General features: G+C 51.5%; 15 protein-coding genes. 2 read left to right on the top strand and 13 right to left on the bottom strand.

Annotated features, from left to right (window positions below; translation table 11 throughout):
- Positions 1-138: 138 nt before the first annotated feature.
- The 9 genes from HZS80_RS24135 to HZS80_RS23990 form a co-directional block, all read right to left on the bottom strand.
- Positions 139-600, bottom strand: a complete 462-nt coding sequence (locus HZS80_RS24135) for a plasmid fertility inhibition factor family protein (RefSeq protein WP_374730575.1) — start codon at positions 598-600, stop codon at positions 139-141.
- Between the two features lie 97 nt (positions 601-697).
- Complete coding sequence (locus HZS80_RS10065) at positions 698-1,075, bottom strand: hypothetical protein (protein ID WP_179915998.1); 378 nt, start codon at positions 1,073-1,075, stop codon at positions 698-700.
- Between the two features lie 98 nt (positions 1,076-1,173).
- Positions 1,174-1,710: a hypothetical protein gene (locus HZS80_RS10070; protein WP_179915999.1), complete on the bottom strand. Its 537-nt coding sequence runs from the start codon at positions 1,708-1,710 to the stop codon at positions 1,174-1,176.
- Between the two features lie 476 nt (positions 1,711-2,186).
- Positions 2,187-3,248, bottom strand: coding sequence for a pentapeptide repeat-containing protein (locus HZS80_RS10075; RefSeq protein WP_179916000.1), 1,062 nt, complete (start codon positions 3,246-3,248; stop codon positions 2,187-2,189).
- A 328-nt stretch (positions 3,249-3,576) separates the two neighbouring features.
- Positions 3,577-4,728 carry an IS91 family transposase gene (locus HZS80_RS10080; RefSeq protein WP_179916001.1) on the bottom strand — a complete coding sequence of 384 codons (1,152 nt, stop codon included), beginning with the start codon at positions 4,726-4,728 and terminating at the stop codon, positions 3,577-3,579.
- Positions 4,721-5,578, bottom strand: a complete 858-nt coding sequence (locus HZS80_RS10085) for a tyrosine-type recombinase/integrase (RefSeq protein WP_179916002.1) — start codon at positions 5,576-5,578, stop codon at positions 4,721-4,723. Before HZS80_RS10085 ends, HZS80_RS10080 begins: the two co-directional genes overlap by 8 nt.
- A 359-nt stretch (positions 5,579-5,937) precedes the next feature.
- Positions 5,938-6,072 (bottom strand): hypothetical protein, encoded by a 135-nt coding sequence (locus HZS80_RS23510; RefSeq protein ID WP_226938609.1) that lies wholly within the window; start codon positions 6,070-6,072, stop codon positions 5,938-5,940.
- Between the two features lie 13 nt (positions 6,073-6,085).
- Positions 6,086-6,256 (bottom strand): hypothetical protein, encoded by a 171-nt coding sequence (locus HZS80_RS23515; protein ID WP_246361917.1) that lies wholly within the window; start codon positions 6,254-6,256, stop codon positions 6,086-6,088.
- Complete coding sequence (locus tag HZS80_RS23990; RefSeq protein ID WP_328515436.1) at positions 6,192-6,416, bottom strand: site-specific integrase; 225 nt, start codon at positions 6,414-6,416, stop codon at positions 6,192-6,194. The genes HZS80_RS23515 and HZS80_RS23990 overlap by 65 nt, the downstream gene beginning before the upstream one ends.
- Here HZS80_RS23990 and HZS80_RS10095 point away from each other — a divergent pair.
- Entirely contained in the window at positions 6,379-6,696 is a 318-nt protein-coding gene (locus tag HZS80_RS10095) for a type II toxin-antitoxin system RelE/ParE family toxin (RefSeq protein WP_179916003.1), read from the top strand. The genes HZS80_RS23990 and HZS80_RS10095 overlap by 38 nt on opposite strands.
- Positions 6,693-6,977 carry a NadS family protein gene (gene nadS / locus HZS80_RS10100; RefSeq protein ID WP_179916004.1) on the top strand — a complete coding sequence of 95 codons (285 nt, stop codon included), beginning with the start codon at positions 6,693-6,695 and terminating at the stop codon, positions 6,975-6,977. Before HZS80_RS10095 ends, nadS begins: the two co-directional genes overlap by 4 nt.
- A gap of 259 nt (positions 6,978-7,236) precedes the next feature.
- Here the strand turns inward: nadS and HZS80_RS10105 are convergent, their stop codons facing one another.
- The 4 genes from HZS80_RS10105 to HZS80_RS10120 form a co-directional block, all read right to left on the bottom strand.
- Entirely contained in the window at positions 7,237-8,436 is a 1,200-nt protein-coding gene (locus tag HZS80_RS10105; protein WP_179916005.1) for a GIY-YIG nuclease family protein, read from the bottom strand.
- Positions 8,429-10,417, bottom strand: a complete 1,989-nt coding sequence (locus HZS80_RS10110) for a DEAD/DEAH box helicase (protein ID WP_226938608.1) — start codon at positions 10,415-10,417, stop codon at positions 8,429-8,431. Before HZS80_RS10110 ends, HZS80_RS10105 begins: the two co-directional genes overlap by 8 nt.
- A gap of 88 nt (positions 10,418-10,505) precedes the next feature.
- Positions 10,506-11,516, bottom strand: coding sequence for a virulence RhuM family protein (locus tag HZS80_RS10115; protein WP_179916007.1), 1,011 nt, complete (start codon positions 11,514-11,516; stop codon positions 10,506-10,508).
- A 226-nt stretch (positions 11,517-11,742) separates the two neighbouring features.
- The gene (locus HZS80_RS10120; protein ID WP_179916008.1) at positions 11,743-12,777 is read right to left on the bottom strand and encodes a hypothetical protein; all 1,035 of its coding nucleotides are present in this window, start codon (positions 12,775-12,777) and stop codon (positions 11,743-11,745) included.
- Positions 12,778-12,807: the final 30 nt, after the last annotated feature.

The raw sequence follows: 12,807 nt of genomic DNA on the forward strand, positions 1-12,807 counted from the left end.
TGAGTCGCTCGCATCATCATGATGGCGGCTCGGTCTTCAGCAGTGAGATGGCGATAGCAGTAAGTCATAGCAACACCGTACCTGATGGGTCACGTGTTGCACTTGCTCATTGAGACCGCCGTCAGTTTGAGCCGCTTGTTAGGGGGTCACTCCGCATATAGCCCTTAGTGACTCTATTCCATCAAGCCCAACTTCTACTGGAAAACACGATGCTCCTGCATAATGAAGGTATCGAGATCTATGACGGCCGTTACCAAAACATAAATCTGGAAGCTGCTTTGCGCGCCACAAACTACGCCAGGATCTAGCCTCATTCCACGAAAATGAAACCCGTGGCATCTCACAAGGACCAGCAGACGGATCGAGAAAGGCACAAATCTCATTTCGTTTTGATTCTGACCATTCGCTTGCTTTATCTATGGGGGTAATGCTGTCCGAGTTATTGTCATATAGCGCGATGAATTTTTCGGAATCTACGATTAAAACGCCATAATTAAACCCTTCCCGGCCACGTTTAAATTGGACTTCTTGGTACGGACTGTGGCTTGCAGACAAAGGAACGTGCCATACCCCGTTCCTTTCAGTTACCTTGACAGTCATTTGCTCTCCCTAACGCCGCCAACACAAGCCGAGCGTAGCGAGGTCCATCCAGCGCGCTTTTGGCGCTGGCGATTGTGCTTGGCCTTGTTAGCTTTTTTTAGATAGATGTGTATGTCTTACCTTCGATTAAGCCATTGTTGGAAAGTGTGATTTCCAGACGCTTGAACAATGCGAAGAAATCCAAAAGGTCCATATCAACGCTAATTTCTTTAACTTGTATTGGTTCACCTGATGCTTGAAGCATTTCTGGGATGTTATCGTAGCCATTTAAGCCTGAGACCAAGAACTTAACACTTACGGGATCTCTGTGTGCTCCATGATTTTCGCCAGCCCACATAGAAATCCCTAGAACAAATTCATCAGTGATATGGCCGTTGTCTTTTAGCCATTTAGCTGCATCAGTCATATCTGCGCGATCAGCTGCCGCACTACCTTTTAAATCATTGTACTGAACTGACGCTTTGAAAGTTTCCATTCAATTATCCTTTAGTGATGGTTTGTAATGCTAACGTATGATTAAGGGGCGGACTTTAGCCCGTCCAAGTGAGCGAAGCGAACGGTTTGAACCATTTGTTAGGAATGTGCTTCGTTTTCACGCGTTTTCTGGATGTGTTTGATGGCGTGCCAACGATTTGGAATTTTTAGTCTTTGGCTTCGAAAGACTCTGCCATTGGACAAAACGACTTCAATTTGGACCATAGGGTTCGTAAAAGCGAAGATAGGTAGTTCAAAGGAAAGTTGATGCGATAGATTTACAGGTTGGCCAGGCGCTAGGCAAATTGGTTCGGGGCCGATCATTTCGTAAACCTGTGTGCCGAATCGCACGTTACCGTAGAGCCTGGGCTTGATAAATGGATGACAAAAATGAGTTTTAATAATGTAACTAATTGAGTTCGCGCTACGTCCGCGGCACTTGACTAAATAGATGACTTCGGAGCTTCGATTTGTAACTGTTGCAAGAATTTCGTCTTGGTCTGACTTATCGTAATGCACACCGATTCCCGCGAATACGTTGATTGGGAATAACCACCCCCATGCCTTTCGGATCGCGAAAAACGCACCGATGACCCCACCCAAGCCAAGCAAAATTCCCGTTATTGCTTCAGGCATACTGATAAATTCCTAACGTAGAGCTTTGCGGTAAATTTGTAGCCGCGAAGGGGTGGAGAAATTGTCCAGTAAAATTGACTGGTTAGGGCGCAACCTCCAAGACCTGCGCAAAATGCTGAGCCACCTCTACCAAGATTGATTCTGGACACGTAGGATCGGATCCTCAACGAACAACTTCTAATCACCGTACTAGTCATTGATGCTGAACTGGAAGCCAAGAAAGCGAAAGTCAAGCTAGCACTCTGCGAAGCTAGGCACGTACGCCGTAGGAAAGGCATCCCACAGTAAAAAATACGAGATATCAGGCTTAAAGGTGGCACCCGTCCTACAGGAAGCAGCACGAAGTGTCTCGACCCGCTATGCATTATTTGATTGAGAAGCTTCATAACAGACCTTTTAGCCCTAACGCGATGCGCAGCGGCCGGTTTGGCGCGCGCAGCGTGACAAACCGGTCCGACTGGCGCTACTGGTTAGATTCACGAAGCCAGGCGCGCCTCACACTTCTCTACGACCTGCTTAACTAAACGAGGCAAATCATCAGGTACGTAGGTCATTACAGGTAGTACCCAAGGATATCTCTTAAAGTGTTCAAACATCCCATACTCTCGATCCTGTGACTCTAAAATGGGTTGAACAGGGACCGAAGGCAGATGAGGCACGATAGAGGTGAGCTCTTGCGGAATACTCCTAGGATCTGACAAATCAGCCACGATAAATTTAGAGAGTGCGGCTATTGTTATAACCGTTTCCGTCAAATCTCTGCCAGCGGGCACCTCGAAATCAAATAAAACAGCCAGATATCCGCTTCTGTCAAGATTGGTTTTTATTTGGTCGAGCACGGATTTTCGTTCAGGAGAAAACCTTCCGAGGATGAGCACTACCTTGGACGTCACTGTTTCTATTACTTTGCGTAGGTTTTTACTGCTGACCAAGAGAGAAACGAATTGGGCCAGCTCAATTGTAGGGACAGTGATAGCTCTACTTGATTCAGAAATAGCTATATTAGCTTGCTTACAACCGTCAAGATTCAGATCCCACGCAGAAATCCCATAAACACAAGCATCTTCAATATGAGCATTAGTGAAATTGGTCTTCACCAAGCTCATATTGCTTAGATTTGCGCCCACTAACGTCGACCCCGTGAAGTCTGTTTCCTCGGCACTACAGTATGAGAGATCGGCTCGTGAGAAGTCACAACTTATAAACTGGGCAGACCCGATTTTCGACACATTCAGGCCAGATCCACTGAAGTTGCACCTTAAGCAATAGGAATCTACCAGGTCAGAAAAATGAAAATGGCATCCAGAGAAATCGCAGCCGACGAAGGTGGCGTTTCTGAGAGAAGCACGATTCAAATTCAAACGAGAAAAATTGTAGTTGTCGAATTCGGGCAATCCGTAGATACCATCTTCGCTTGGACAATCCCGTACGAAATCAATGTCGCTAAGGTCCGGGGAGCGCCCCTCGTCTGTGGTTCGCCACTCATTCCAGGATTCAGCACCCGACTTTAATTTCTCTATAACCTTCGAAGATGGCATGTTGTTTCCAAAAATCTAACAGTTAAGCATTTATTCGCCGTGCGGAGCATGGCGTATAAATGCCTGTTGGGCTAAGGCGCGTCCATCAGGCGGCTATTTAATAGGGGATTGTATTGACTGGCATGCGGCCTGAGACACCAAGCCGTGCATCGGCATGTCTGTGGTAACGCGCTCTAATAGTGAGATTCGCCATCATTTCAGCGCCCCCGAACCTTAATTAACCTAATGTAGCGCGCCTGATGGCTAAAATCCATCACCGGGACGAGCGTCGCCGTAACCCGCGCACGGGTCGGATAGCTAATCGGTTGTAGGCGTATAGCGCGTTACGTCATCCTCGATAGCGTTGCTCCTTGTGGTTAGGCGGTTGATCGTAGAGGGGGCGCTGGGGTGTGAGCGTCCCGATCATCCGTAATGTGGGTTGCTTGCAGTGTGGGCAGGTGTAGGTCGGCTCCGTGCCACTGGCCGCCGTATCGACATTTGGGGCTTGCTCCACAACCGCTAACGCTTGCCGAATCTGCACCAAACGTTGCCGACGGCAGCGATTGGCCAGAAAACCGTAGTGACGCACCCGCATCAGTCCCTTGGGCAGGACGTGGAGCAGGAAGCGGCGCACGAACTCCTCACCACCAAGGATGAGTTGCTTGTGTCGGTCGTGGTCGCGATAGTCTTTGTAGCGTAGGGTCACTTGGTGGTCATCTACAGCCAGGATACGCGCGTTGCTGATGGCGATTTGGCGCGTGTAGCGCGCTAGGTAGCGAACCACCGCATGGGTGTGTTCAAGGCAGTCCTTGCTGTAAACCACCCACTCAGTGGCCATCAGCGTGTTCAGTTGAGCATCGACGTCACCGGGTCGGGTGACTCGGTGGAGATCGCCTGCACTGGCGGCCTGGCGCAGGGCGCTCACCATGTGCCCGCGAAAGTGGCGTGACAAGGCCCGCACCGGGAACAAGTAGTTGCTATGCGCTCCACGCCAGCGGCCATCGTCCCCCAAAGCACCACCTGGAACCAAACAGTGCAGGTGCACATGCTGGCTCAGGTTCTGGCCCCAGGTGTGAAGCACGGCAATCATCCCCAGCTCGCCGTCAAGGCGCTTGGGATCTCGTCCGAAAGTGCGCAACGTGTGCCAAGCACTCTGGAACAGCAACCGGTGAAGCACTTCGGGATGAAGCTGGATCCAGCCATTAAGGCTGTGCGGCAGCGTGAATACGACGTGGTAATAGCGCACCGGCAGGATATTGGCTTGCTGACGTTCAGCCCATTGTTCCATGGCGCGGCCTTGGCACTGTGGGCAGTGACGATCGCGACAGCCAAAGTAGCGTGGCTGCACGTGAGCGCAGTCCGAGCACTGCAAGACCATCCCGCCCATCGCCTCCGTTCGGCAGGCCAGCAGATGGGTACACACCCGTTGGCGCTGGCGATCAAGGCCGGTTGGATCGAGAAAGCGGGTCAGCGCCTGTTGCAAGGTAGCGGCCTTAGTCATGGCTCACCTCCAATGCGGCCACCAGGTCAATATGACACTGATCTCCCCCTTGCTGGTTCGGTAGCCAGTGCAGGTAGCGCATCGTCGATTGGAGGTTACGGTGGCCCAGCAGTCGCTGGAGCTGATGGACGGGCAGGCCCTGCTCCAGGACATGGGTGGCATAGGCATGACGCAGGCTGTGGATGCCACCCACCCGCTCGACTCTAGCTAGGCGCTTGGCTTGGGTAAAGGCCTTCTGCGGCGCACTGGTGTGCAGGGCTTGATCGGGAAACAGAGCGCTCGGGAACAGCCATGTGACGGGCCGGTAGGCGCGCCAGTAATCGCGCAAGCGATCAAGCAGGGTCTTCGGTAGTAGCACCATACGATCCTTGCCGCCTTTGCCCTGCGTCACACGGAGTTGGTAACGCTGGCTGTCGATGTCACTGACTCGCAGGTGGCAGACCTCGGTCACACGCAATCCACAGCCGTAGCACAGTTCGAGCATCATGCGATGCTTGGGGTTTTGGCAGGCGGCCAGGATCCGCCGAACCTCGTCGCGGGTCAGCAGTTCTGGAATCCGCTGCGGTTTTTTGGGGACGGTGAGCGGCACATCAAACGACGGCCACAGCAACACGTGCAGGTACAGGAACCGTACGCCGTGCAGGTAGACACGGCAGCTGGCGGCGGACAAACCGCGCTCCTGAACCAGGTGATTAAAGAAGTGTTGCAGATCGTCGGTACTCAACGTGTCTGGCGGACGGTGGAAATAACGTGCCAGATCAGTGACCACCATCAGGTAGGTGTTGTGGGTACGTTGCGCAAAGCCACGCTGACGCATGGCCGCGATCATCTTCTGTCGCAAGGCAGTCATCGTCGTCACTCCTGTTGATTGACCCACGTGGGTCAATCAACAGTGTGGCCCGATGAGGCGAAAAACGTGGTTCGTCGACAGCTACCGCGAAGCGGTTTAGTTCAACAGGTGTTAGGCTGCCAGCTCATTTATTGACTTGAACACGCTAGCACGCTCATTTATTTCATGTCACACGCCATGAGCGACCTATCCCTTTGAAATTAAAATAAATTAGGCATAGCTAAGAAGCATAACATCAATAATCGTGCCAGCTGCATAACACTGCCGAACGAGAATGCCGCGTTTGCTGGAAAGGCCGCTTTGGGTCGAAAGCCGCCTGAGCGTTCCTACTAGTTTTTTTCAAACTACCATCTAATGTATTAGACCTCCCTCAATCTATCCAGCTTCTCCACCAAATCCTCCGCCCTCAGGTGCGTATAGCGCCTTAGCATCTGCATCGACTTGTGGCCACTGATCGCGGCGACTTCCTGGTCGGATAGCCCCGTCTCTACCAAGCGGCTGACGGCCTCATGGCGTAAGTCGTGAAAGCGAAGTCATCAAGCTGGCCTGCTTCTTCGCTTGGTTCCAGAGCTTGGTATAGGCGTAGGGGCCGCGCTTGCCATTTCTGCCGGGCTCACCGAAGAATACCAAGTTGCAGTCGAGCGGGCGCACGGGGTTGTGCAACGCCTGCTTGAACACCTCGGTTGCTGCCTTGGTCAGCGGTACCAGGCGCTTCGTTACTCTTGGTGTCGGTGAGGCGCACCACGCGGCGTTTCACGTCGACCTGCGAACGGGTGAGGGTCAGGATATCCGACGAGCGTATGCCCGTCTCCAGAGCGATTCTGGCGATCCAGGCCATTGCCACAGACGACGAATTAAAAGAATTGCAACGCACCCTGATTGCTCAACCCGACAAAGGTGACTTGATTCAGGGCACGGGTGGGCTTCGCAAAATACGCATGGCGTTGAGCAACCAAGGTAAGAGCGGCGGTGCCAGGGTTATCTACTTTTTGGCAACGGCAGAGAGAATCTACTTTATACTAGCCTACCCCAAGAGCATGAAAGACAGCTTAACGCCCGCTGAAAAGGCCACACTGAAAACACTGACCCACCAACTGAAGGGGGAGGTTTCTAAATGAGCATTTTTGACGAGCTGCAAACATCGCTGCAGGAAGCCGTTGAGATTAAGCAAGGTGAGGCACAGGCGAGCCGCATCACACGCCATGAAGTGGCTGATGTACGAGCTATTCGCGCCAAGCTTCACGTCTCTCAGGCGGAGTTTGCCGAGGCCATGGGAACCAGTGTGGACACCATCAAAAGCTGGGAAACCAAGCGCCGTAACCCTACGGGGCTAGCCGCTAAGGTACTGGCGACGATTCAAGATAATCCCGCTTTTTTCAACGAGCTTGCTTTGCACTAAAGCAATATCAACTTGCATGAGTATTTGTGCAAAACGGAAGCATCTGCATTATCAAATAATTGGCACGAAAGGCACACAGCCGCTCAGCAAAAGGCCCACGGGCACAGTAAAAAACAGTTTCATCGTTTCCCGCCTCTTGAAAAAAATTATAGTTCAACTCGCACCCATCCTTTGCAAGCATCTCATCCAGATTTTACGATGTAGCTATATACACAGGTTTCAGTTTTGACAACCTCGGTGCCCCTGCCATTTTGTTAGTTTAGCTAATCAATTGTGCAGTTTCTGGCTCATAAACCACCCCCATAATCGACCCATCTCGAATCCGTTCTACCGCCTCATCAATTACATGCAATGGTACCAAAAACCACTCGCGTGGCTTAACCGGGTGCCCGAAGCGGTCTTGAATCGTCAGCTCAAGCTGTGCGGGGGCGAAGATTCGATGAAAAAGCGCTTCCAGTTTGCGGCGGTTAATACCGGCCAGCTTGTAGGTGGCGACTACCTCCACATCCGCCAGCAGGTAGGTGGCATCATGGGCGGCGTTGGCTATGCGCGCTTCGACCTTGCCACCTGTCACGCCGATTTTGTGAATCAGCTCCCGGTGCTCAGCCACAAACGGATGTTCTGACAGGCTGCGCAGCACATAGATGGTGCCGCTTTCTATGTCGTCCTCTTCCCAGGTTTCGCTGAAGCTGTTTTCAGTGGGCTGTTGTTCAGCAAACAGAGGCCCGGCATCAGGCTCGGTAATACGGCGGCTGGCTTCATCTTTGTAAAGCGCTCTTACTAACGATAGGCGCAGCAGCTTGCTTTCCGTACCGTTAGAGAAAATAACCCGCAGGCGAGCATCTTTCTTGCCTTGGGGTGAATCAAACTCCGCCCCCTCTTCGGCTACATAGGCCGTCTGCCCATCCACGATGAACCACTGCCCCACCTCGATGGTAGCGTTCTTACCGAATCGTCGCGTGGTTCTTAGCCCACTTTTCAGTTCGCTTTCTATTTGCTCAAACAGCGGCTGGTAGGTTGTAAAGTCTTCGCATTTCTCTCTGTTGGCCACCTCTTCAGCAGCACGCTTCTCGGCACTTGAACGCACATGCTTTAGCTCGGTAAGCTCAGACGCCCCGGAAATCCCAGAAAGCTCAGTAAGCAAGGCGTCATCGTCCATCTCTTCTGTCGCATCTACATCGCTGATACTGTTGCCATCTAGCAAGCCTTGGTGGTCAAGGGGCTCCACCAGGGTTCGGCACTCCTCAAGCGAACGAATGCGATCAAGACGCACGGCATAGAGCCGTTCAAAAATATCGTTGCCTTCACCATGCTGCGGGGCACGGTCATGCTGATCGACAAAGCGCTGAATCTCTTCAAACCCCGCGATGATGCGCTCTTCACGTGCTGAAAGGCCTTTCTTTTTCTCGGGTTGAGCTAACTCATCTAGCTCGGCGCGCAAGTCGTCCAGATCAGTCATAACGCCCCTCATCTTTAAAGCGTACGAATGCAGAAGCACCTTCGGCCATGCGCTTTTCCCAGGCATCTTGGGAGCTAATAGAAGGCAAACGCCCTCGCTCTTTCTTGAATTTGACCGCTCTCATAGCAAGCTCTTTGGCTTCATCTGGTGCCAGGTTGGTACGTTTACCAGAGATGACGGCGGCCACTTGCTTCAAGCTGTCTTCGCTCATGCTCTTAGCCAGAATCGCGTAGGCCTCGCTAAAAGGGTTAATGCGATCAATCAAATCAATATCGAGCTCCCGCACGTCCATCGCGAACTTACGCACGCCTGCTATCAGCGCTGTGTTCGGCTTTGGCTCATTGCTACCGATATCAACGGCCTCGCTACCCGCCAGCAATAGTTTGGCCTGCTGGGTGAGGTTGAGCGCTGCGATGGCGTGTTGGCGAACGGCTTCTTGGTCTTGCTCGTCCAGGTTGGGGTAGCGCTCTTTGATAATTTTGCCCATGCGTACCTGGGTAAGCTCTTCGGGCACCAGTTCCTCATCAAACAAGCCACGCTCAATGGTTGTCTTGTCCTGCACGAAGCCGGTAATCACCTCATTCAGGTCTTCTTGGCAAATCCGGGCGGCTTCTTCACTTTTCGGCTCCACCAGCCCCTTGATTTCGATGTGATACTTACCGGTTTCTTCGTTAACGCCCACATTGCATTTACCAGGGTTGTAGCCCCCTTCACCGTAGTCGAACCCCTCTTGCGGGCCGCTGGTAGGGTTCTTTGGCTTGAACTCAAAACGCGGTGCCAGCACTTGCTCCATCAGCAGGCTGGCAGCAATGGCTTTTAGGGTATCGTTAATGGCTTCGGTCACCGCTTGCTCAGCGGCATCCGGCTCGGCGATCAAATTCGTGAAGCGTGCCTGCGTCTTACCCGGCGCATCCCGCGTGGCGCGCCCGATGATCTGCACAATCTCCGTTAAGCTGGAACGGTAGCCCACTGTCAACGCATGTTCACACCAAATCCAGTCAAACCCTTCTTTGGCCATGCCCAGCGCGATGATGATGTCCACATGATCCCGATTATGCTTCTGCGCGGGGTCTTTCAGTGCGCTCGATACTCGCTCACGCTTGGGTGAATCATCCTCCACTAAGTCGGCAATTTTCAGCAGCCGACCTTCCGGCGTTTTTACCAATTGAAAACCTGTGGTCGGGTCAGCCCCCTGCCACTCCCCCAGCGCTTCGATGATGTGTTCAACCTCGCGCACCTTATCCTTAGAGCTCTCGCGAGAGTTGACGTTGGGAATATGGAGAATGGTCTTCTCAGCAGGGTCGAGCACCTTGAGGATGTCGTCCGCGTAGGAGCCAGAATAAAAGTAGTAGCCGATATCGAGCTGCTTCAGGTACTCGTAACCGTTGAGCTGCTCGTAATAGGTGTAGGTCACCGTATCAAAACGCGACTCATCCTGCGGGGCCAACACTGCTTCGGTGTCCCCCCTGAAATAGGAGCCGGTCATGGCGACGATATGCACCTTATCGCGGTTGATAAAGCCGCCCAAGTGAGCACCCAGCTTATTGTCAGGGTTGGCCGAAACGTGGTGGAACTCATCTACGGCGATTAAGCGGTCATCAAAGGCCGCTAACCCAAACTGATCAATCGCAAAACGGAACGTGGCGTGGGTACACACCAACACTTTGTCGCTGCTTTCGAGGAAAGCGCCTAACGATTTGACCTTACCGCCATTGTCCGTGCCCGGCGCGTTACACAGGTTCCATTTAGGCTCTACATGCCAATCAGCCCAGAAGCCGTAAATGCTGAGCGGCTCGTTACTAAAGCTGGAGCCGATAGATTTTTCCGGCACTACAATAATGGCCTGTTTCAGCCCCTGGTTGTGCAGCTTATCCAGCGCAATAAACATAAGCGCACGGCTTTTGCCCGATGCGGGAGGTGATTTAATCAGCAGGTACTGCTCGCCTCGCCGTTCGTAGGCACGCTCTTGCATGGGCCGCATGCCAAGCTCATTGGACGTGGTAGAACTGCCATTGCTAGCGTATGAGACGGAAACTGAGGGTACTCTCTTCGTCATAATGCAATCCCTGTCAAGGCTTCTTGCCCTTGTATTTGAGGTCTTGTTCCAGCTGTTCGATTTCTTTTAGGTCAGCGGCATCGGCTGCTTTTGCTTCCGCCGTACGTCGTTGCTGGTCGAACACCTCATAACGCTCACGGGCAATCTTTTCCATGTTTTCACGGCTAACCGAGCCTGCGCCTTCGAGGATGGGCTGGTCATTAAACGCCAGCATCTTATCGACGTTGTTACGCCAGAAATCCAGTGTAAGTTCTTTCTGGTTCTTGACCCTGAGCTCTGCCTGTTCGAGGAAGATCACCACCAAACGGTTCAGCGTGTCGATTTCGTCAGCCGTTAGGTAGTTTTTGGCCACGATGACATCCTGCTTGCGAACCCGTGAGCCACTCCAGTTAGTCAACGCCATATTGGGCATAGTCGGGTCTGAGCGTTTCAAGATCAGTTCAGCAGCAGTGTAGCTTGTGGCCGCATACAGCAACTTGTTTTGCACTTCGGCAAAAAACTGTGCCGTCTCGCGCTCGCGAGCCTGATAGTCGGAGCTAAGCGCAAAGAGATCGCGGACTTTCTGGTAGAAGCGCTTTTCAGAGGCGCGTATGTCACGGATTCGCTCCAAGAGCTCATCGAAGAAATCCCATTCACCTGGGTTTTTAAGGCGCTCGTCGTCCATCACGAAACCCTTAATCAGAAACTCTTTCAGGTGAGTGCTGGCCCACTGGCGAAACTGCACGCCGCGAGACGAGCGGACGCGATAACCGATGGCCAGGATCAAGTCGAGGTTATAGTAACTAATCTTCCGCTTAACCTGACGCTTACCCTCAAATTGAACTGTCAAGGAATCCTTGACGGTTGCCGCAGGGTCTAACTCGTTGTCTTCGAATATATTTTTGGCATGCAGAGAGACATTCTGCTTGGTGGTTTGAAACAGCTCAGCAATTTCCAGCTGGCTTAGCCAGATACTGTCTCCTTCCACCCGAAGGTGCAGCTGGGTGCGGCCATCGTCTGTGGTATAGAGGATTAATTCACTCATGACTTCGACCTCTCACCCTCACCCATTTGGGCCACATGTTCGATGTATGATTTGAGCAGGTTTTCATGACATCAGCATAGTTCTTTGAGCTACGTGCGGAACCCAAGGGCTCATACGCGCAAATGCAAAACTCATTTGATTGTAAATAAACAATAGCTTTACCGATAACTAAGAAAAATGAAGCTTATCATGCTTATTCATTTTTTTGATCCATTTCAACGATCTATTAAAAAATATGCCCATAGCGTCTTCCGCTGCCCATAACTCTAACCTCTGCCAACCTATCACCAAAGGCCGTTTCGAAATCGTCCGCCTCTAATGCCCGCATAAAAAAGCGGTCAACAGCTCTTTCAAACACAAGTATTTTACCATCATAAATATCGAACCCATGTCTCTCGGGGATAGGCAGAGAGATCTTCTCCATCATGTTATTCCCAAGGCGAAGATTATTAGAAACATGCTCTCCAACAGGTGTTTCAAAGGTAATTTTTCCTATTACAGCCTTTGCAGCTAATTTTTCAGGAGGGTTGAACCCAAAATATCTTGACATCCCCTTCGGAAAGTCAATTTGATTACCAGGACGATTTGAACCACGGTTTTTGGTGACGTATCCTGCCTCAATCCAGAACATTTTTATTTCGGTATAATCCAGGTAGCCACCTAGCTGACCATTTTCTACTGATCTAGAAAATGAAGCGCTCCATCGCTCTTCATAGGCATCCAAAATCTCGTTAACCGGGGTGGCTTGCTCCCAAATACGGTTTGCGAGTAAAAGTGTTGGCTGAAGCGCTAAATTGCACTCTTCACCATCCTTAGAACAAATTGAGGCACCAGCCTCAATACTCTTTCTAAGCCCGTTGGATGAAAAATTCCCAGAGCCCACAACCATTCCCGAAAAATTATTTTCTTGATTCTTCAATATCGCAATTTTTGCGTGGAAATCGCGTCTCGGGATAAACCCACTTTGACTAACCACCCAAGCACCATCGTATATTCTTACCTCTGCGTTCATCTTCGAAGCTATCAATCGAAGTGCTTGTGGCTGTGTTCTCCCATAGTCAATTCCAAAGACCCATTTTGAGGGTGTCGCTTCCCAGAAGTCCCGGCTCAGTTCCAGATCAAACAAGACTGCTCCCGACTGGGTTGCATAAGCATACAAGCCTAAAAACTCATTGGATTCGACTTGCTGATGAATGCGACTAATTTCAGAAATAGTTGTAGGGGCGTCAACATCACCATGCAAAAATGTTTTCAAGTCCAATTCAGCTCTCCATCTACCAACTGCGTATAA

The sequence above is a fragment of the Vreelandella glaciei genome, assembly GCF_013415125.1.
Taxonomy (GTDB): domain Bacteria; phylum Pseudomonadota; class Gammaproteobacteria; order Pseudomonadales; family Halomonadaceae; genus Vreelandella; species Vreelandella glaciei.

What these genes read in the sequence shown, in the direction of transcription:
- HZS80_RS23990 (WP_328515436.1), bottom strand. Translation starts at nt 6,416, where the DNA reads ATGGCCTGGATCGCCAGAATCGCTCTGGAGACGGGCATACGCTCGTCG.
- HZS80_RS10115 (WP_179916007.1), bottom strand. Translation starts at nt 11,516, where the DNA reads ATGAGTGAATTAATCCTCTATACCACAGACGATGGCCGCACCCAGCTG.
- HZS80_RS10095 (WP_179916003.1), top strand. Translation starts at nt 6,379, where the DNA reads ATGCCCGTCTCCAGAGCGATTCTGGCGATCCAGGCCATTGCCACAGAC.
- HZS80_RS10075 (WP_179916000.1), bottom strand. Translation starts at nt 3,248, where the DNA reads ATGCCATCTTCGAAGGTTATAGAGAAATTAAAGTCGGGTGCTGAATCC.
- HZS80_RS10110 (WP_226938608.1), bottom strand. Translation starts at nt 10,417, where the DNA reads ATGCGGCCCATGCAAGAGCGTGCCTACGAACGGCGAGGCGAGCAGTAC.
- HZS80_RS10085 (WP_179916002.1), bottom strand. Translation starts at nt 5,578, where the DNA reads ATGACTGCCTTGCGACAGAAGATGATCGCGGCCATGCGTCAGCGTGGC.
- HZS80_RS10105 (WP_179916005.1), bottom strand. Translation starts at nt 8,436, where the DNA reads ATGACTGATCTGGACGACTTGCGCGCCGAGCTAGATGAGTTAGCTCAA.
- HZS80_RS10065 (WP_179915998.1), bottom strand. Translation starts at nt 1,075, where the DNA reads ATGGAAACTTTCAAAGCGTCAGTTCAGTACAATGATTTAAAAGGTAGT.
- HZS80_RS24135 (WP_374730575.1), bottom strand. Translation starts at nt 600, where the DNA reads ATGACTGTCAAGGTAACTGAAAGGAACGGGGTATGGCACGTTCCTTTG.
- HZS80_RS10080 (WP_179916001.1), bottom strand. Translation starts at nt 4,728, where the DNA reads ATGACTAAGGCCGCTACCTTGCAACAGGCGCTGACCCGCTTTCTCGAT.
- nadS (WP_179916004.1), top strand. Translation starts at nt 6,693, where the DNA reads ATGAGCATTTTTGACGAGCTGCAAACATCGCTGCAGGAAGCCGTTGAG.
- HZS80_RS10070 (WP_179915999.1), bottom strand. Translation starts at nt 1,710, where the DNA reads ATGCCTGAAGCAATAACGGGAATTTTGCTTGGCTTGGGTGGGGTCATC.